Annotated in this window: 15 protein-coding genes and 1 riboswitch; of the genes, 8 read left to right on the forward strand and 7 right to left on the reverse strand. The window is 64.5% G+C overall.

Annotation, left to right across the window (positions count from 1 at the left end; translation table 11 throughout):
• Positions 1-241: 241 nt before the first annotated feature.
• Positions 242-341: riboswitch (glycine riboswitch) on the reverse strand.
• Positions 342-573: 232 nt separating this feature from the next.
• The 7 genes from Q0K23_RS01775 to Q0K23_RS01805 all read right to left on the reverse strand — a co-directional run bounded on the left by Q0K23_RS01775 (position 574) and on the right by Q0K23_RS01805 (position 8,560).
• Complete coding sequence (locus tag Q0K23_RS01775; RefSeq protein ID WP_294517134.1) at positions 574-1,737, reverse strand: DUF1266 domain-containing protein; 1,164 nt, start codon at positions 1,735-1,737, stop codon at positions 574-576.
• Positions 1,730-1,912 (reverse strand): hypothetical protein, encoded by a 183-nt coding sequence (locus tag Q0K23_RS01780; protein WP_294517136.1) that lies wholly within the window; start codon positions 1,910-1,912, stop codon positions 1,730-1,732. The genes Q0K23_RS01775 and Q0K23_RS01780 overlap by 8 nt, the downstream gene beginning before the upstream one ends.
• 7 nt (positions 1,913-1,919) lie before the next feature.
• Positions 1,920-2,405, reverse strand: coding sequence for a hypothetical protein (locus tag Q0K23_RS01785; protein WP_294517138.1), 486 nt, complete (start codon positions 2,403-2,405; stop codon positions 1,920-1,922).
• Between the two features lie 162 nt (positions 2,406-2,567).
• Positions 2,568-3,176, reverse strand: coding sequence for a TetR/AcrR family transcriptional regulator (locus Q0K23_RS01790; RefSeq protein WP_294517141.1), 609 nt, complete (start codon positions 3,174-3,176; stop codon positions 2,568-2,570).
• Between the two features lie 98 nt (positions 3,177-3,274).
• On the reverse strand, positions 3,275-6,568 hold the full coding sequence (locus Q0K23_RS01795) for an SMC family ATPase (RefSeq protein WP_294517143.1): 3,294 nt from the start codon (positions 6,566-6,568) through the stop codon (positions 3,275-3,277).
• Positions 6,565-7,704, reverse strand: a complete 1,140-nt coding sequence (locus tag Q0K23_RS01800; protein WP_294517145.1) for an exonuclease SbcCD subunit D — start codon at positions 7,702-7,704, stop codon at positions 6,565-6,567. The genes Q0K23_RS01795 and Q0K23_RS01800 overlap by 4 nt, the downstream gene beginning before the upstream one ends.
• Before the next feature lie 178 nt (positions 7,705-7,882).
• Complete coding sequence (locus tag Q0K23_RS01805; RefSeq protein ID WP_294517147.1) at positions 7,883-8,560, reverse strand: TIGR00266 family protein; 678 nt, start codon at positions 8,558-8,560, stop codon at positions 7,883-7,885.
• 195 nt (positions 8,561-8,755) lie between these two features.
• Between Q0K23_RS01805 and Q0K23_RS01810 the strand changes: the two genes are divergently transcribed.
• The 8 genes from Q0K23_RS01810 (at position 8,756) to Q0K23_RS01845 (ending at position 17,984) form a co-directional block, all read left to right on the forward strand.
• Positions 8,756-9,616 carry a hypothetical protein gene (locus Q0K23_RS01810; RefSeq protein ID WP_294517150.1) on the forward strand — a complete coding sequence of 287 codons (861 nt, stop codon included), beginning with the start codon at positions 8,756-8,758 and terminating at the stop codon, positions 9,614-9,616.
• Between the two features lie 51 nt (positions 9,617-9,667).
• Positions 9,668-10,141 carry a TspO/MBR family protein gene (locus Q0K23_RS01815; protein ID WP_294517152.1) on the forward strand — a complete coding sequence of 158 codons (474 nt, stop codon included), beginning with the start codon at positions 9,668-9,670 and terminating at the stop codon, positions 10,139-10,141.
• Positions 10,142-10,439: 298 nt separating this feature from the next.
• Positions 10,440-11,216 (forward strand): sulfite exporter TauE/SafE family protein, encoded by a 777-nt coding sequence (locus tag Q0K23_RS01820; RefSeq protein WP_294517154.1) that lies wholly within the window; start codon positions 10,440-10,442, stop codon positions 11,214-11,216.
• 34 nt (positions 11,217-11,250) lie between these two features.
• Positions 11,251-13,017: an aryl-sulfate sulfotransferase gene (locus Q0K23_RS01825; RefSeq protein WP_294517156.1), complete on the forward strand. Its 1,767-nt coding sequence runs from the start codon at positions 11,251-11,253 to the stop codon at positions 13,015-13,017.
• Positions 13,018-13,206: 189 nt separating this feature from the next.
• Complete coding sequence (locus Q0K23_RS01830) at positions 13,207-14,280, forward strand: ABC transporter ATP-binding protein (protein WP_294517158.1); 1,074 nt, start codon at positions 13,207-13,209, stop codon at positions 14,278-14,280.
• Positions 14,277-15,140, forward strand: a complete 864-nt coding sequence (locus Q0K23_RS01835) for an ABC transporter permease (RefSeq protein ID WP_294517160.1) — start codon at positions 14,277-14,279, stop codon at positions 15,138-15,140. Before Q0K23_RS01830 ends, Q0K23_RS01835 begins: the two co-directional genes overlap by 4 nt.
• Positions 15,140-16,585: a GldG family protein gene (locus Q0K23_RS01840; protein ID WP_294517162.1), complete on the forward strand. Its 1,446-nt coding sequence runs from the start codon at positions 15,140-15,142 to the stop codon at positions 16,583-16,585. The genes Q0K23_RS01835 and Q0K23_RS01840 overlap by 1 nt, the downstream gene beginning before the upstream one ends.
• Positions 16,572-17,984, forward strand: coding sequence for a DUF4340 domain-containing protein (locus Q0K23_RS01845; RefSeq protein WP_294517164.1), 1,413 nt, complete (start codon positions 16,572-16,574; stop codon positions 17,982-17,984). The genes Q0K23_RS01840 and Q0K23_RS01845 overlap by 14 nt, the downstream gene beginning before the upstream one ends.
• The last annotated feature ends 36 nt before the right edge of the window (positions 17,985-18,020 follow it).

The following is an 18,020-nucleotide window of genomic DNA, read 5'->3' on the forward strand; positions in this document are numbered from 1 at the left end:
CTGGATGAAGCGGGTGCGGATGGAGTACCAGAGCCCCACGCCGATGAGCAGAAAGACCAGAATGTAGCTGGACAGGGTGACGTTGATGTTGCAGACGTGGGGATAGAGCCACGCCTCCAGCGCTTGCAGTGCTTCCATCATAGTGTTTTCTCTCCTCTTCAAAAAAACAGACCGTGGGTCTGCCCACGGCCTGAAAAGAAAAAACACTGCCTCCGGCCGGGCCAATGGGCCCCGCCGTCCCTGTGCATCCTCTGTCCTTTTGCCTGAGAGATTGGCGGCGCTGTCCCGCGCCGCTTTGCCCCTTCGGCACCCAGTTCGTGAGCTTCTCCAGAGTGACATCCACGCGCAGTCTCTGTTCCGGTCCGGAACGCCTGAGAGTGTTACTCCTTCGACAAGCCAACGGCTTTTTCCTGGGCGCTTCAATTGTCCTGTTCGGTTGTGAAGGACATTATACCGTCATTGATGGACATTGTCAAGACCTTCCTCAGCTTCCAGTGTGCCGCCGGTGCTCCAAACGGCCCTCTGTCTCCAAAACACGCCGTTTCCTGGCTTGGTCACTGCATTTCTCCTCCATCAGTGCACAAAACCGATTTTTCGGCGGGCAGGCCAGGGGAAGTCCCGCCACTGTCCGCCCCGGCCTTCTTTTCCGGCCAGCAGCGCTGCGGCGGCGTCCGCTATGTACCCCAGATAGCTGGCTGCCGACGGGTCTCCGCACAGCAGCTTCCACATCAGGCCGCCGAACAGGTAGGACTGGGCAAACTCCCGCCAGCTGTTCAGCTCTTCTGCCGCCTGCTGGGACAGGTCCCACAGAATGCCCTCCGCTTCCTCCCGGGTGAGCCAGCCCAGATAGCTGCCCCAGCGGGTCAGCATGGCGGCCCGCCCCACGTCCCAGCCCGCCATAAAGCCTGGGGCGTAATGGTCCCGGTACCGCTGGGCAAAGCGCCAGGCCCGGGCCGTGTTCTCCCGGTCCTCCTGGTCGTCGTCCTCGTCCCAGAGCTCCTCCGGCGAGGCCGCCTGGGCATAGATCCGGTACCGCAGGGTGTAGCCCTCCCGGGACAGATATCGGATCATGTCCAGCAGGTCCGCCCGACCGTCAATGCCCCAGGAGCGTCGCACAATGGACACCACCTGCTGCTCCATGACCGGGATATGCTCCTCCACATCCATGCCGTCCAGCCGGTGGTCGTTGAGGGTAGAGACAATGCCGGAGAGAAGGACGCCGAACTGCTCCCACCGGGCGGTGTCCTTCCCGTAGGGCTCCGGCTCAGGCTCGGGCATGGCCTCCAGCCGGGCCATGGTGTCCTCCAGCAGCGTGTAGAGCGCCTGCTCCTCCTCCGGGCCCAGCGTACGTTCCTCCTCGTCGCCGTCCTCCTCCATGGACAGGGTCTCCAGCGCCGCCGCAATGACCCCCATGTCCTCGCCGAACAGCTGGCTCATCACCGCATCCGCCCCCATGGAGGCCGCCTGGGCCATCTGCTCCTGCATCATCTGTACCATCTGGGCCTGGTTGGCCGCCATTTGGGCCATATCCTCCTCGCCGAAGGTCTGGCCCAGGATCTCCACCTGCTGCCAGGCGTTGGCCTCCACCCGGCCCTCCTCTGAGGAGAGCTTTTCCTCCGGCTCCTCCCCAATCCTGCCGGCCAGCGCTTCGCTCTTCTCCACGGCCTCCCGCAGGTTGGCCGAGGCCCTTTCACTGGCCGCCCGGGCCCGTCTCTGGATCTCATCAAAGTCAATCATCGTCCCGCTCCTCCTGTTCCGGCTCCAAGGGGTGCCATGCCGGCGAGTCCTTGCGCCTGCTGAACAGGCCCTTGAGCCGGTCCAGCAGGGACTCCACCGTATGGAACCACAGGTTGCTCACAATCACCACGGCCACAAGGACCAGCAGTATGGCACCCAGCTCGTAAAACCACATGTGCCCCTCACTTCTTGGCAAAGCGCTCGGTGAAGAACGCCGTGAAGTCGGCCAGCTCCTGCTCCTGGGACACATACACATAGAGCTTCTCGTCCTCCAGCCAGTCGTAGGCGTTGATGGCGATATAGCCCTTTCGGTCGGGGTAGATGACAAAGGCGTCGGTGGGGTACTTGTTCCGGTAGGCCTTCAGGATCTCGGAACGGCGGTACCAGACGGGGTCCCCGCAGCCGGACAGGTCGGGGACTGTGGGCACCACCACAATGGTCTCCTCCGCCTGGTTCCAGCCCACGATCAAATTGCCGATCTTGGTCTTGCTGCCGTGGATAAAGCCGTAGTTGAACCGGCTCACGTCCTCGGTATAGCCGTAGATCAGCCTGTACCGGTCCCCGTCCTCCACCACCTGGTTGAACAGCCGCCGCATCTTCTGGGCGTTGGCCCTGCTTTTCTCCATGTCGATCTCCGGTCCCTTGAAAAGTTTGCTGAAAAATCCCATGGTCGTCTCCTCCTGGCGTCATTTATCTGAGGGGGACGGGCTTCCGTCCCTGCGCTCCGTCGGGAAAATAAAAACAAATACAGTATTTTATCTTTATTCTCTGTGAAAAGAGATCCGCCTGAACAGGGGCGAACCTGATATATTCAGGCGGATCTGTGGGGTTTATTCTCTCACTGTCTCCAGATAGTCCACAATGGCGTCGATCTGAAAGGCCACGGTCCTGTCGGCGGCCTCGGGCACAAACAGGGGCAGGGTGCTGGGGATGGCCCGGCGGAGGATCATGATGCTCAGGCTCAGGTTGGTGAACAGGGCCACCCGCTCCCCGTTCGCCCGGACGCCGAAGCACTCCAGGATGTCTCCGAAGAGCCGCGCCTGCTTCTCCCGAAAAGTCTGGTAGCTCTCCGGCGAGAGGCGGCGGAAAATGAGCTGCTGTTCCTCCACGGTGAGGACGGCGATGCCGTTTTTCTCGCCGTAGCAGCAGGCGTGGAGAAACTGCCGCACCCCATCCCGCCAGCTGAGGGACGGGTCGGCCATCAGCTGTCTGGCGTAGGCCAGAATTTTGGGCTGCTGGAGGTAGAGGGTCTCCACCACAAAGTCCTCCTTTGTGGGGAAAAAGGAGTAGAAAAAGGTCCGCGAGATGCCCACTGCCCTGTAGATCTGTTCCACAGTGGTGTGCTGGATGCCCTGCCGGGCCATCAGCTCCAGCCCCGTGGCAAGCAGCGCCGCCCGGACCCGCGCCCGCTCCTCCTCCGTATAAGCCACCTTCGGCATGGTGTCCCTCCCAGAATAAAAACAAATCTCTGATTTTGTATTTATTATACCACGCCGCCCCGGCCATGGCAAGCCCCAGCCGGAGCGGCCGCCTCAAATCACACCACGACCTCCACCCGGCTGCCGCCGGTCCGGTCCTTGGTAACCACGATCTGCTTGTCGATCTTCTCCTTCAGCTCGGCCACGTGGGAGATGATGCCCACCAGGCGGTTGCCCTCGGTCAGGCCGGTGAGGGCCCGGATGGCCTGCTGGAGGGACTCCTCGTCCAGGGAGCCGAAGCCCTCGTCCACAAACATGGTGTCCAGCCGGATGCCCCCGGCGGCGGACTGGATCTCGTCGGACAGGCCCAGGGCCAGGGAGAGGGAGGCCTTGAAGGACTCGCCGCCGGACAGGGACTTGACGCTGCGCTCCGAGCCGTTGTAGTGGTCCACCACGTCCAGCTCCAGGCCGCTCTGGCTGCGGTTGTCCTCCGCCTCCCGGCGGCGCTTGAGCTCGTACTGCCCGCCCGACATGACCAGGAAGCGGACGTTGGCCCGGCGGAGAATGCGGTCGAAGAAGGTCATCTGGATATAGGTCTCCAGGGCCACCTTTCCCTTGCCCTGCAGGGCGCCGTTGGCCGTGTCGGACAGGGCCCGCACCCAGGTGTACCGCGCCTCCAGGGCCTTCAGATCCGCCGCCTTCCCCCGGATGTTCCCCAGGGCGGTCTGGTTGGTGGTCAGACGGGTGTGGATGGTCCGCCGCTCCGCGGCCCGGGTGTTCCGGGCCTCGTTCAGCGCCTGGCTCCGGGCCTGCTGGGCCGGGACGTCGATGGTCTCCCCGCCCTCCAGCAGCTCCGTCAGCCCCCGGATGGCGGTGTCCAGCCCGGCCAGCTCCTTCTCCCGGGCGCCGCAGGCCGTCTGGGCCGCCTCCAGGGCCTTGTCCAGCCCCGCGATCTCCTCCTTCAGGGCGCTCTGCCGTCCCCGGGCGGCGGCGTCGTCCGCCCAGCGGAGGCCGCCGCGCAGCTCGGCCAGCTGTCCCGCCAGCTCCCGCTTCCGGCTCTCCGCCCCGGCCAGCGCCTCCCGGCAGTCGGCGTGCGCCTGCTCCAGCTTCTTCTCCTCCTGCTCCGCCGAGGGAATCTTCTCGTCCAGCTCCTTCTTCCGGGCCGCACGGGCTGCGGCCTCCTTCTGCCGCCGCCCCAGCTCATCCAGCGCGGCCCGGGCGGCCTCCAGCTCCGCCGGAATGCGCAGGGGCGCCGCCTCCAGGGTGCAGCCCTCCAGCTGCTCGGCCAGCTGCCGCCGGAGCTTGCCCTCCAGCTGTTCCCGCTGGCCCTGAAGGCCGCTCTGGGCCACCTCCGCCCCGGTCATGTCCGCCCGCAGCTGCTCCTGCCGGGCGTTCAGCGCCGCCAGTTCCTCCTCCTGGCTCCTGATGCTCCGGCCCAGCTCCTCCCGGTGGGTCTGCCGGGCCTCCAGGTCCTGCTGCTCCCGGTGGATCCGGGCCAGGACAGCGGCGGTCTCCGCCTTGCAGGCCGACAGCTGATCGGCGGCATCCGCTATGCTGGGCTCCGCCACATAGGGGGCCATCTGGCGGAGCAGCTGCTCCTCCCTGGCCTCCAGGGCGGTCTTCTCCCCGCCCGCCGCCAGGCTCTTCTCGCCGGCCGCCCGGCGGGCGGCCTCGGCAGCCGCCTTGGCCTGGTTCAGCTCCGCCTCGGTGGGGGCCTCCGCAGACGCCCGGGCCGGCGCGGGGTGGTGGAGGGCGCCGCACACCGGGCAGGGCTTCCCCTCCTCCAGGGACTGAGCCAGAATGCCCGCCTGCTCGTCCAGAAAGGCCCGGTTCTTCCGGGTGTAGACCGCCTCCGCCTCCTCGGCTTGTTCCTGCGCAGTCCGGTAGGCCGCCTGGGCCCGCTCCAGAGACGCTCTGGACGCCCGGCAGCGCTCCAGCAGGCCCTCCAGAGCGTCCAGGGCCTGGGCCCGCTCCTGGGCCTGGCTCCGGCTGTGGGACAGCTTCTCCCCCTCCGCCTCCAGGCCCTCCGTGGCCGACCAGGTCTCCCGGCTGGCCTGAAGGGCGCTGCTCTGCCGGGAGACCTCCCCGGCCAGCTGCTCCCACTGGCGGGACAGGGCCTCCCGCCGGGTCTGGCTCTCCTGGAGCTGGGCACCGTAGTTCTTCCACTCCGCCATGTCCCGGGCCAGGGCATCCAGGGCGGCGCGGCGGCTCTGGGCCATGGACTGCTCCCCGCTCAGCCGCGCCTGCTCCGCCTCCGCCTGGGACAGCCCCTCGGCCTCCTTCTTCCACTCGGAGAGCCGGTCCGCCTGCCCCTGCCGGGCCCGGACCAGCTGCTCCTGCCGCTCCTTCAGGCCGGAAATGCGCTCCTCCAGGGCATCCAGCGCCGCCTGCTTGCCGGTGAGCTCCTGGTAGCGGGGCAGCTCCGCCTCCAGGGCCGCCAGCTCCTTTGCCAGCGCCTCCCGCTGCGGCTGCCTCCCCTGCTCCGCCGCCAGGGCCCCGCGGGCCTCCTCCAGTCTGGGCAGCAGCGCCTGCCGCTGGGCCCTGGTCTGCTCCAGGCTGCGCCGGGTCTTGTCCAGTTCCTCCGCCCTGCCCAGCAGCGCCGCCGTCTCCTTCAGCGCCCGGTCCAGCTCCTCCATGGCCTCCTGGCACCGGTCGTCCGCCTCTCTGTCCCGGCCGATCAGGGTCTCGATCAGCTCCTCTGTCTCCTGGAAGGGCAGCTCCCCCGCCTTCGCCTTCTCCAGCCTGGGCGCCAGCGGGTCGTCCTCACGGCAGAGCACGCCGCCGATATACTGCTGCACGCTGGCCCGGGCGGTCTCGCAGGCCTTTTGCAGCTTTCCCGCCTCCCCTTTCACCCGCTCCTGGAAGACCATGTAGTACCGGGTCTTGAAAATTTCCCGGAAAATCTCCTGGCGGGTTCTGGTGTCCGCCTCCAGCAGCTTGCGGAAGTCCCCCTGGGCGATCATGGCGATCTGGCTGAACTGGTTCCGGTCCAGGCCGATGATGGCGGCGATGCGGCTGTTGACCTCCCTGGCCTTGGTCACCAGGCTGCCGTCGGGCAAGCGGAGCTCTGCCTCCGCCTTCTGGACCGTCGTGCCGCCGCCCCGCCTGGCGGGGCGCTGGTACTCCGGGTTCCGGCGGACCGTGTAGGTGCTGCCGCTGTAGGAGAACACCAGCTCCACCTCCGTGGGGGTGTCGGGCCGGGCGTACTTGGAACGGAACATGGACGGGTCCCGGCTCTCGCCGCTGGGCTCGCCGTAGAGGGCGTAGGTGATGGCGTCAAAGATGGTGGTCTTGCCCGCGCCGGTGTCGCCGGTGATGAGGTACAGCCCCTGGGTGCCCAGCTTCTCCAGGTCGACCACCGTCGTGCCCGCATAGGGCCCGAAGGCAGACAGGGTCAGTTTCAGCGGTCTCATGCCTCTCCCTCCCAAATATGCTCCATCAGGTCCCGGGCAAAGGCCCGCTGGGCCTCCTCCATGGGCCGCCCATTCTGCTTCTCGTAGAATTCCTCCAGCAGCTCCAGCGGGGATTTGTTCTCCCTGTCCTCCGGGCCGTCGACCACGGTTCCCGCCCGGGTGCGGGCGTTGTCGTAGTCCAGCTTCATCAGATAGGGATAGATGACCCGCAGCTTGCTCACCGCGTCGGGGATGTCTTCCTCGTCGGTGAGGGTGATGTGGACATAGTCCCCCGGATAGCCTGTCCCCTCGTAAAAGCCCCGGAAGGTCAGCGTCTCATAGGTGCCCTTCAGCTCCGCCATGTCCCGCATGGGGGTGAGGGGCACGGTGCGGACTGCCACGTCCCCCTTGGCCCCCAGCTCCACCACGGTGACCGACTTCTGCTGTCCGGCCTCGGAGAAGGAGTATTTCAGCGGGGTGCCGCAGTAGCGCACCGTGTCCCGGCCCACCCGCTGGGGGCCGTGGATGTGCCCCAGGGCCACATAGTCGAAGGAATCAAAGACGGATACGTCCACGTTGTCCGACCCGCCCACGGACACCTCCTCCGAGTCGCACCGGGCCGCGCCGGTGACGAACTGGTGGGTCACCAGCACGTTGCGCCCGGCGGTGTCCACCTCCATGGCCTCAATGGCCGCGGCCAGGGCGTCGGTGTAGGTGGCGATCTCCCGCTGGGGGAACCACCGCCGGACATGGGCGGGCTTGAGAAAGGGCAGCAGGTACAGGTTCACCGGGCCGTACCCGTCGGTGAGGGTGATGGGCTCCACCCTGCCGCCGTACACGGGGGCCAGATGGACGCCGCTGCCCGCCATGAGCCGCCCGCCGAAGGCCATGCGCTCGGGGGAGTCGTGGTTGCCGCTGATGACAAAGACCTGAAGATTCCGCCCGGACAGGCGCACCAGAAAATCGTCCAGCAGGGACACCGCCTCGGCGGAGGGCACGGATTTGTCGTAGACATCCCCGGCGATGAGCACCCCGTCGGGCGCCTCCCGGTCGATGATCCCGAGGATCTCCGCCAGGATGTACTGCTGGTCCTCCAGCATGGAGAACTCGTTGACCCGCTTGCCCAGGTGCAGGTCGGAGAGATGAATGAGCTTCATGGCAGGGCTCCTTCCCATTGGAACTTGGTTTGAAGTGATAAAAGCGGCCGGAATCCGCTGTTTTATGAATCGCCTGGTACAGACAGTATTATACCGGAGCGGTCCCCCGGACGCAACCGGGGCCAAAAAAGCACAGGCCGGACGGAGCGGCGCCCCGTCCGGCCTGTGCCGGTCTCGGTCAGTTATTTCCCGTGGGGATGAAGGGCCGGATGGCCATGGCCACGCTGCTGATGGGCATGGTCTGGAGCCACACCTTCCCCGGGCCGGTGAGCAGGGTGTTGAAGATGCCCTCGCCGCCGAAGAACATGTTCTTCAGCCCGGGCACCTGCTGGATGTCCATGGACACCGTGGGCTCAAAGCCCGCCACGTTCCCCGTGTCCACCACCAGCTGCTGGCCCGGCATCAGGTCGTACTCGATCAGGTCGCCGTCAATCTCCGCGAAGGCCATGCCCCGGCCGGACAGCCGCTGCATGATAAAGCCCTCGCCGCCGAAAAAGCCCGCGCCCAGCTTGCGGTTGAAGTGGATGGACAGCTCCACCCCCGCCTCCGCCGCCAGAAAGGACTTCTTCTGCAAAATCATCTCCCGGCCCGGCCCGATCTCCATGGGCATGATCTTCCCGGGAAAGCTGGAGCCGAAGGTGATCATGCCGTCGCCCCGGGCGGTGTAGATGTTCTGGAAGATGTTTTCGCCGGAGAACGCCCGGGAGAACATCTTGCCCAGGCCGCCGCCGCTGGTCTCCATCTGCATGTTGGGCGACATCCAGACCATGGAGCCGCTCTCGGTGATCATCTTTTCGCCGTTTTCCAAGTGGCACATCACAACGGGGAAGGAACCGCCTGCAATCTCATACCTCATAGCCATCCTCCTCAGCGTTTCTGGATACCTCCATCATAGATGCAGCCGCCCAGGCCGTCAAGCAGTAATTTCGAATCGCGTAAAAACTCTCCCGCCTTCCAAAAGCCGGGAGATCTCCCCCGGACGTGACAACCCGGCCGGGGTATGGTATGATATTGTCCGCTCGATCAACCCTTCTGACGAAAGGAAACGCTTATGAGAGAGAAAAATAGAATCAAGATCCTGTTGGTGGTGGTGCCGCTGCTGGTGGCCTTCCTCTCCGTGTTCGTGGTGTCTGGGATCGCCTCCTCCACCGAATTCCACGCCGACTCCATCGCCTCCCTGGACGCCAAACAGACCACGGTCCTGGAGCTGACCGCCGCCTCCACCGCCGCCTCCGCCGCCCTCACCCTGCTCCCCGGCGACACCGCCACACCCATCGCCGAGAAGCTGGCCGACCTGAGCTCCGGCTTCCTGGTGGTGCTGTGCGCCATCTACCTGGAGAAGTACCTGCTGACCCTCACCGGGTTCGTCTCCTTCACCTTCCTCATTCCCATCTCCTGCCTGCTGTACGCCGTCAACGTGTTCCTGGACCGGGACGGCCTGCGGACCCTGGCCAAAAAGCTGCTCATCTTCGGCCTGGCCATCGTGCTGGTCATCCCGGTCAGCGTGAAGATCTCCACTCTGATCGAGAACACCTACCAGGCCTCCATCGAGGCCACTATCGACAGCGCCAAGCAGACCACCGAGGACGTGCAGGAGAGCACGGAGGGCACGGAAGAACAGGACGACGTGGGCTTCCTGGAGGGGCTTATCTCCAAGATCACCCAGGGCATCTCCAACGTGGCCTCCGGCATCTCGGAGAAGGTGGGCGACATGATCAACAGCTTCATTGAGGCCCTGGCCGTCATGCTGGTCACCTCCTGCGTCATCCCCATCCTGGTCATGCTGTTCTTTGTGTGGCTGGTCAAGGTCACCTTCTCCATCTCCCTGCCCGTCAGCTACACCGGCGCGGTCAAGGGCGTCAGGGGCGCCTTCCCCCACGGGGAGAAGGGCAAGGACACGGAGCAGTCCTGAGCCATACATATTTCCCCGCCGGACGCATATCCTATCCCCGGGTGATTGCGTATGATCAAGCACACATGGAAGGTCTACGGGGCGTGGATCCTGCTCTCCGAGGCGGTGGGCGGGCTGTCGGGCTGGCTGACCCAGGACGGAGCCAAGGCCTACAGCCAGTCCATCGTCAAGCCGCCCCTGTCCCCGCCCCCGCTGGTGTTCCCCATCGTGTGGGCCATCCTCTTTGTCCTCATGGGCATCGGCGCGGCCCGGGTGTTCCTGGCCCCCGCATCCGCCGCCCGCACACGGGGCCTGCGGCTCTTCTTCGTCCAACTGGGCTTCAATTTTCTGTGGAGCATCCTGTTCTTCTGCCTCCAGGCCTTCGGCTTTTCCCTGCTCTGGCTGCTGGTCCTGTGGGGGCTCATCCTCTGGATGCTCTTCACCTTCCTTCAGGTGGACAGGGCCGCCGGATTGCTCCAGGTCCCCTATCTGCTGTGGGTGACCTTTGCCGCTTACCTGAATCTGGGCGTGTGGGTCCTCAACTGAGCGCCGGACCGGCAGGATATCCTGCCGGTCCGGTTCTCTTTTTGCGCGCTCTGTCCCTCCTTTTATTTTAAATACGAAATTTAAGAATAATTTCAGCTTTCTCCCGTTTTACCTCCGTTTGAAAACTTTGATCCCATTTTATCCTGTTAGTTTGCTTACATATTCACAGATTATTCATATTTTATCCCTTTCAGTTCACCGCCTGTTTTCAAACGGAGGCTACAATGTCTCCAGTTCACATCCAGATATGGCTGCCCGGAGGCGGGTTCCGCTCCGGCGGCCGGGGAGGTAGACAGGGTTGGAAGGGCTCTGGTTTGAGGTTTTGATCTGTTTTCTGGCGGGCGCGGGGGCGGGCCTGGGCACCGGCTTCGCGGGGATGAGTGCCGCCACGGTGATCAGTCCCATGCTGGTCACCTTTCTGGGCATACCCGCCTATGACGCCATCGGCATCGCGCTGGCCAGCGACGTGCTGGCCAGCGCGGCCAGCGCCCGCACCTACGCCAAAAGCGGCGTGCTGGACGTCAAAAACGGCCTGGTGATGATGTGCGGCGTGCTGAGTATGACGCTGGTGGGCAGCTGGCTGTCCACCTTTGTGCCCAACAGCACCCTGGGCTCCTTCTCCGTGGTGATGACCCTGCTTCTGGGCCTCCGGTTCCTCCTCTTCCCGGTGACCTCCACCCGGCGCACCATCGCGGGGGCCAGCGCCCGGGCCCGGATCGTCAAGGGCGCGGCGGGCGGCGCCTGCATCGGGCTGATATGCGGCTTCTTCGGCGCGGGCGGCGGCATGATGATGCTGATGGTCCTCACCGTCCTGCTGGGCTATGAGCTGAAAACCGCCGTGGGCACCAGCGTGTTCGTCATGACCTTCTCCGCGCTCACCGGCGCGGTCAGCCACTTCGCCCTGGGCAGCCCGCCCCGGCCGGACCTGCTGGTGCTGTGCGTGTTGTTCACCCTGGTGTGGGCCCAGATCGCCGCCAAAATTGCCGCCCGGGCCGACGCCAGGCTCCTCAACCGCCTGACCGGGGTGATCCTCACCCTGCTGGGCGTGGTTCTGGTGGTTATCACCTTCCTGTAAGGCCCCCCTGATATGCACAAAGGAAAGCGGGTGAATGCAAATGACAACAAAGCGTATAAAAAAGGCGCTGCTGATTCTGGTCATCGCCGCGGCGGTGCTGGCGGTGGCGGTGCCCATGGTGGTGACGGCGGTCTCCAAGGCCTTCACCGCCCAGGAGCACGTGGTGCGCACCGACTGGGAGATCGACGCGGGAGCTGTCATCGACCAGAGCGAGGAGTTCCGGGTGGACATCGCCCAGGCCAAGCTGGGGGACGGCCTGCGGACCGTTCAGCTGGTCCCCCAGGACATGGACGAGGAGGGCTTCACCTACTACGACCTGGACGTGCAGCGGCGGCTGGACGGCGCCCTCCAGAGCCTGAAGGAGCTCTCCGGCATCTCCTGGACCGCCACCATGCCCCTGGCGGTGCTCAACCCCTTCGGCACGGGCAGCAACGGCCTGTACCTGTACTTTGAGACCGACATGGCCACCAAGGTCACCTACACGGTCCATGTGGAGGGCGGCGATATCGCCGACTTCACCGCCGCGGCCGCCGACAGCTCCGGGCAGGAATTCACCAAAAGCCATGAGTTCCAGCTCATCGGCCTGGTGCCCGGCGAGACCAACCAGGTCACCCTGACCATGACCGGCCAGTGGGGCAACGCCCGGCAGATCGTGACCTTCACCGTGGACATGCCTTCCACCTCCTCCGGCTACTCCACCCGCCTGGAGGTGACCGAAGGCGAGTCGGACCAGGCCCAGGCCGACGGTCTCTTCGCCATGATGCGGGTCAACGGCTATCTGGGGTATGGCTTTTTCTTCGACAACGACGGGGTGCTGCGGTACGAGATGGTGCTGGAGGGGTACGGCCTGGACCGGCTGCTCTTCGACGGGGACGAGATCATCACCTGCGTGTCCTCCTCCAAGCTGGCCCGCATCGACGGGCTGGGCCGGGTGACCCAGGTGTACCGGCTGGACGGATACGACCTGCACCACGACATCGGCCTGGGGGCCGACGGAGAGGTGCTGGCCCTGGCGGAGGTGACCGGCGGCGAGACGGTGGAGGACAGGCTGCTCTCCATCGACCCGGACACCGGCGCGGTCACCGAGCTGGTGGACTTCAGCCAGCTGATGGCGCCCTACTTTGAGACCACCCGGCCTGTGGGCGCCGGGGACGACTTCTTCTGGCAGGCGGGCGAGTGGGACTGGCTCCACCTCAACAGCGTGCAGTACATGGCGGAGGACGACAGCGTGATTATCTCCTCCCGGGAGACCTCTTCCATCATCAAGGTGACGGGGCTCCACAGCACCCCCGCCGTGGACTGGCTGGCGGGGGATGAGCGCTTCTGGGCGGACACCGCCTATGCCGGTCTCTGTCTCACCCAGGAGGGGGACTTTGTCCCCCAGTACGGCCAGCACTGCGTGGAGTACTACGCCGACGGCGAGGAGGCGGGGGTGTACTACCTGGCGCTGTACAACAACAACTACTGGTCCCTGAACAGCCGGGACGGCCTCACCCTGGAGGTGGCGGACAGCGTGGGCACCGAGCTCTACGGCGACGGGGACGACGCCAGCCAGGTCTACGTCTACCGCATCGACGAGAACGCCCGCACCTATTCCCTGGTCTCCAGCTTTGACGTGCCCTACTCCAGCATCGTGTCCAACGCCTCCCCCTGCGGGGACAACTGGGTGGTCAACAGCGGCGTGGCCATGGTGTTCGGCGAGTACGACAGCGCCGGACAGCTCATCCGGCAGTACGCCTACGACTGCACCATGCAGAACTACCGCACCTTCAAGTACGACATGGCCATCTGGTTCCAGTAATTGCCCGCCGTTTTTCACATACTCCTCCCGCTCGGACGCGGCCGGCTGCCCAGTGCAGCCGGCCGCGTCCTTATTTTTCTCTCACCGTCCATTTCTTTAGCGCCAATTTAGGGCAGCGCACTATATTGAATCAGGTATGGGCGGCTCAGGCCGCCCGGAAACCGCCATCAACGGCGAGGAGGTTCCGCAATGATAAAAGTTGAGCATCTGACCAAGTACTACGGCGACTTTCTGGCGGTGGACGACCTCTCATTCGAGATCGACGAGGGGCATGTCTACGGCTTCCTGGGCCCCAACGGCGCGGGCAAGACCACCACCATGAACATGATGACCGGCTGTCTCTCCGCCACCTCGGGCAAGGTGGAGGTGGGCGGCTACGACATCTTCGAGGACGCCAACAAGGCAAAGAAACTGATCGGCTATCTCCCCGAGCAGCCGCCCCTCTACATGAACGAGACGCCGGAGGAGTACCTGCGGTTCGTGGGCGAGGCCAAGGGCCTGCGGGGCAAGGAGCTGGAGGAGCAGATCGACCGGGTCATCGCCCAGGTGAAGATCCAGGACGTACGCAGCCGCCGCATCTCCGCCCTGTCCAAGGGCTACAAGCAGCGGGTGGGCATCGCCCAGGCCCTGCTGGGCAGCCCCAGGGTCATCATTCTGGACGAGCCCACCGTGGGCCTGGACCCCATCCAGATCATCGAGATCCGGGATCTCATCAAGCAGCTGGGCCAGGAGCACACCGTCATCCTCAGCTCCCACATCCTCTCGGAGGTCCAGGCCATCTGCGAAAAGATCCTCATCATCGCCCACGGCAAGCTGGTGGCCTTTGACGAGCCGGACAACCTGGAGAGGAGCCTGCTGTCCTCCAATGAGATCGTCTTCACCACCGACGCGGAGGCGGAGCAGGTGACGGACATTCTCTCCGGCGTGGAGCACATCTCCGGCGTACAGCTGGACGAAAAGGAGAACGGGCTGGTGTCCGCCCGGGTGAAGACCGACAGCAGCGACATCTACGAGGTGTCCCGCCGGCTGTTCTTCGCCTTCGCGGACCGGAGGCAGGCCCTGCTGGAGCTGTCCCTGAAGAAGGCCAGCCTGGAGGACATCTTCATCGAGCTGACCGAGGGCGGCGACCCCGGCCAGCCGGGCGCGGGGGCGCCGGACAATCCGGCGCCGGAGGAGCCCCAGGCGGAGCAGCCGCCGGAAGGGCCGCCGCAAGATGGGGACGCCCAGTCCGCCGGTACAGAAAGTGAGGCAGATCAGCTATGACAGCGGTACTGAAACATGAATTGAGGAACTATTTCCACTCCTTCACCGCCTACGTGTTCGGGGCCTTCCTGCTGGCCATCGCGGGCATCGGCTCCATGCTGTACAATCTCCAGGCCGCGGTGAGCAATTTCGAGTACGTGCTCAGCTTCGGCAGCATCGTGTTCGTGGTCATCGTGCCCATCCTGACCATGCGGGTCATCGCCGAGGAGCGCAAGCAGAAGACCGACCAGCTGCTCTACTCCCTGCCCATCACCACCACCCAGGTCATCGCGGGCAAGTACCTGGCCCTGCTGGTGGTCTACCTCATCCCCCTGGCCATCATCTCCATCTACCCCCTGATCTTCGCCCAGTTCGGCGAGGTCTACCTGCCCACCTCCTACGGCTCCCTGTTCGCCATCTTCATGATGGGCGCCGCCCTCATGGCCCTGGGGGTGTTCATCTCCTGCCTGACCGACAACCAGGGCCTGGCCGCAGGCATCGGCATCGCGGTCATCCTGTTCAATTACTACAGCGTCAGCCTGTCCGAGTACGTGTCCTCCACCGCCTTCGGCTCGGTGGTGGCCCTGGCCGTCCTCATCCTGGCCCTGGGCGCCCTCATCCGGTACCTGACCAAAAACGAGCTGCTGGCCTACAGCGTGAGTCTGGTGCTGGCGGTGGCGGTGTGCGTGACCTGCTTTGTGGACGCCTCCCTGTTCGAGGGCCTGCTGCCCGCCATCATGAAGCAGCTCTCCCTCTTTGAGCGGTTCAGCGCCTTTGTCAACGGCGTGTTCGACATGACCGCCATTGTGTACTACCTGTCTGTGATCGGATTTTTCCTCTTCCTTTCGGTCCAGTCCCTTGAGAAACGGAGGTACAACTGATGAAGCTCTGGAAGCTCCATGGGGACGGGGAGCAGGCGGCGAGAAACCGCATCGCCTTTCAGGGCGGCTCCTACTCCCTGATCATCACGGCGGTGGTGCTGGCCATTCTCATCGCGGTGAATGTGCTGGTGTCCGCCCTGCCCACCACCCTGACCAAATACGATATCAGCTCCGCCAAGCTCTACTCCATCACCAGCAACACCAAGGTGGTGGTCAACGCCCTGGAACAGGACGTGACCATCTACTGGATCGTCCAGTCCGGCGAGGAGGACGACATCATCGAGAATCTGCTCAACAAGTACGAGAGCCTGTCCGACCACATCTCGGTGGTCAAGAAGAACCCGGACGTGTACCCCACCTTTGCCGAGCAGTACACCGACGAGACGGTGCAGAACAACAGCCTGGTGGTGGAGTGCGGCGACCGCAGCCGCTTCATCGGCTACGACGACATCTATATCCAGGAGGCGGACATGTACTCCTACTCCTACAACACCTCCTTTGACGGCGAGGGCGCCATCACCTCCGCCATCGACTACGTGGTCACTGAGGACCTGCCCCAGCTCTACGTGCTGGAGGGCCACGGCGAGCAGGAGCTGCCCGCCACCTTCAGCGACCAGATCGAGAAGGAGAACATTGAGGTGAACACCCTCTCCCTGCTGACGGTGGACGAGATCCCCGAGGAGGCCGACTGCATCATGATCTACGCCCCCTCCTCCGACATCTCCACCGAGGAGAAGGATATGCTGGCCCAGTACACCCAGAACGGCGGCAAGCTGCTGGTGGTGGCCGGGCCGGTGGAGGACGGCAGCCTGGACAACCTGTACAGCCTGCTGACCGACTACGGCGTGGAGCCCCGGGAGGGCATCGTGGTGGAGTCCGACCGGGAGCACTACACCCTCCAGCCCTACGTGCTGCTGCCCGACATGGCCAGCAGCGACATCACCGACTCCCTCATCGACGAGCACTACTACCCCATCATGCCCATCTCCCTGGGCCTGGATGTGAGCGGCGCCAACAGCGCCGTCACCGCCCTGATGACCACCTCCGACGCCTCCTTCAGCAAGATCGCGGGCTACGACCTGGAGACCTACGAGAAGGAGGACGGGGACATTGACGGCCCCTTCGCCGTGGCGGTGTCCGTGGACTGCGGCAGCGAGGGACAGATGGTGTGGTTCACCTCCTCCGCCTTCCTGGAGGACATGTACAACGCCTTCTCCTCCGGCGCCAACTCCGACCTGGCCATGAACGCCCTGTCCTCCCTCATCGGCGAGCGGGAGGCCATGGCCATCCGCAGCAAGTCCCTCAACTACAACTACCTGAACATCAGCAGTTCCACCGCCTCCCTGCTGAAGGTGCTGATGATCGGCGTGTTCCCCCTGGCCTATCTGGGCATCGGCATTGGCGTGATTGTGAGAAGAAGGAGGCTTCAGAATGAAGCGGGCTAAACGGATCTATATCCTGCTGGGGGTGCTGGCGGTGGTGTGCATTGCCGCCTTTGCGGTCATGCACTACCAGGAGCAGCAGGAGCTCATTCAGAACACCGACGAGATCATCCTGGAGGTGGACTCCAGCGCGGTCCAGTCCCTCTCCTGGACCTACGACGGGGAGAGCCTGGCCTTCCACAAGGACGGCGCCTGGCTCTACGACGGGGACGAGGCCTTCCCGGTGGATGAGGAGAAAATCAATAACCTGCTGGAGCCCTTCCAGGCCTTCGGCGCCGCCTTCATCATCCACGACGTCACCGACTTCGCCCAGTACGGCCTGGACGACCCCACCTGCACCATCGATCTGGCCACCGAGGACGCCAGCTACGAGATCCAGCTGGGGGACTACAGCACCATGGACGCCCAGCGGTATGTGTCCATCGGGGACGGCAACGTGTATCTGGTCCAGGAGGACCCCCTGGACACCTTTGACGTGGAGCTCAGCGACCTGATCGCCAACGACGAGACCCCCGACTTTGATCAGGTGACGTCCATCCAGTTCACCGGCGCCGACTCCTACCAGGTCATTTATCAGGAGGACAGCGGCTACTCCTGCTGTGCCGACGACGTGTACTTCAAGGAGCAGGACGGGACCTACCTGCCTCTGGACACCGCCCTGGTCACCAGCTACCTGAGCGGCATCACCAGCCTGAGCCCCACCGACTATGTGACCTACAACGCCGGTGAGGAGGACCTGGCGACCTACGGCCTGGACGACCCGGAGCTGACCGTGGCCGTCACCTACACCCCCGAGGCAGAGGAGGACGGCGAGGAGGCCGCCGAACCCGTTGTCTTTACCATCAGCGTCAGCCGGGACCCCGACCAGCGGAGCGCGGCGGAGGATGCGCAGTCCACTGAGGAGGAGGACGACGCCGACATCACCGCCTATGCGCGCATCAGCGAGTCCAAGATCATCTACCAGATCACCGGCGCTCAGTACAAGGAGCTGATGGCCGCCTCCTACGACGACCTGCGGCACCAGGAGGTGTTCTACGCCGACTTTGCCGACGTGACCGGTCTGGACATCATCCTGGAGGACGCGGCCTATACCATCACCTCCCAGGGCACCGGCGACAGCAGGACCTTCTCCTATGACGGCGAGGAAATTGAGATTGACGACCTGCAGGACGCCCTGGAGGCCCTGACCGCCTCCAGCTTCACCGGCGAGGCGCCCACCGAGAAGGAGGAGATCAGCCTGACCGTCCATCTGGACAGCGAGGACTACCCGGAGATCCGGATCCAACTGTACCGCTACGACGGCGAACAGTGCCTGGCCGTGGTGGACGGCGAGCCCGTCTCCCTGGTCTCCCGTTCCTCTGTAGTGGACCTCATCGAGGCGGTCAACGCCATCGTCCTCTAAACAGAGCTCAACACAGCGCAAAAAACCAGGACCGCT

Source organism: uncultured Pseudoflavonifractor sp. (genome assembly GCF_944387275.1).
GTDB classification, from domain to species: domain Bacteria; phylum Bacillota; class Clostridia; order Oscillospirales; family Oscillospiraceae; genus Pseudoflavonifractor; species Pseudoflavonifractor intestinihominis.

What these genes read in the sequence shown, in the direction of transcription:
- Q0K23_RS01775 (WP_294517134.1), bottom strand. Translation starts at nt 1,737, where the DNA reads ATGATTGACTTTGATGAGATCCAGAGACGGGCCCGGGCGGCCAGTGAA.
- Q0K23_RS01825 (WP_294517156.1), top strand. Translation starts at nt 11,251, where the DNA reads ATGCAAATGACAACAAAGCGTATAAAAAAGGCGCTGCTGATTCTGGTC.
- Q0K23_RS01840 (WP_294517162.1), top strand. Translation starts at nt 15,140, where the DNA reads ATGAAGCTCTGGAAGCTCCATGGGGACGGGGAGCAGGCGGCGAGAAAC.
- Q0K23_RS01780 (WP_294517136.1), bottom strand. Translation starts at nt 1,912, where the DNA reads ATGTGGTTTTACGAGCTGGGTGCCATACTGCTGGTCCTTGTGGCCGTG.
- Q0K23_RS01805 (WP_294517147.1), bottom strand. Translation starts at nt 8,560, where the DNA reads ATGAGGTATGAGATTGCAGGCGGTTCCTTCCCCGTTGTGATGTGCCAC.
- Q0K23_RS01830 (WP_294517158.1), top strand. Translation starts at nt 13,207, where the DNA reads ATGATAAAAGTTGAGCATCTGACCAAGTACTACGGCGACTTTCTGGCG.
- Q0K23_RS01795 (WP_294517143.1), bottom strand. Translation starts at nt 6,568, where the DNA reads ATGAGACCGCTGAAACTGACCCTGTCTGCCTTCGGGCCCTATGCGGGC.
- Q0K23_RS01845 (WP_294517164.1), top strand. Translation starts at nt 16,572, where the DNA reads ATGAAGCGGGCTAAACGGATCTATATCCTGCTGGGGGTGCTGGCGGTG.
- Q0K23_RS01790 (WP_294517141.1), bottom strand. Translation starts at nt 3,176, where the DNA reads ATGCCGAAGGTGGCTTATACGGAGGAGGAGCGGGCGCGGGTCCGGGCG.
- Q0K23_RS01835 (WP_294517160.1), top strand. Translation starts at nt 14,277, where the DNA reads ATGACAGCGGTACTGAAACATGAATTGAGGAACTATTTCCACTCCTTC.
- Q0K23_RS01810 (WP_294517150.1), top strand. Translation starts at nt 8,756, where the DNA reads ATGAGAGAGAAAAATAGAATCAAGATCCTGTTGGTGGTGGTGCCGCTG.
- Q0K23_RS01815 (WP_294517152.1), top strand. Translation starts at nt 9,668, where the DNA reads ATGATCAAGCACACATGGAAGGTCTACGGGGCGTGGATCCTGCTCTCC.
- Q0K23_RS01800 (WP_294517145.1), bottom strand. Translation starts at nt 7,704, where the DNA reads ATGAAGCTCATTCATCTCTCCGACCTGCACCTGGGCAAGCGGGTCAAC.
- Q0K23_RS01785 (WP_294517138.1), bottom strand. Translation starts at nt 2,405, where the DNA reads ATGGGATTTTTCAGCAAACTTTTCAAGGGACCGGAGATCGACATGGAG.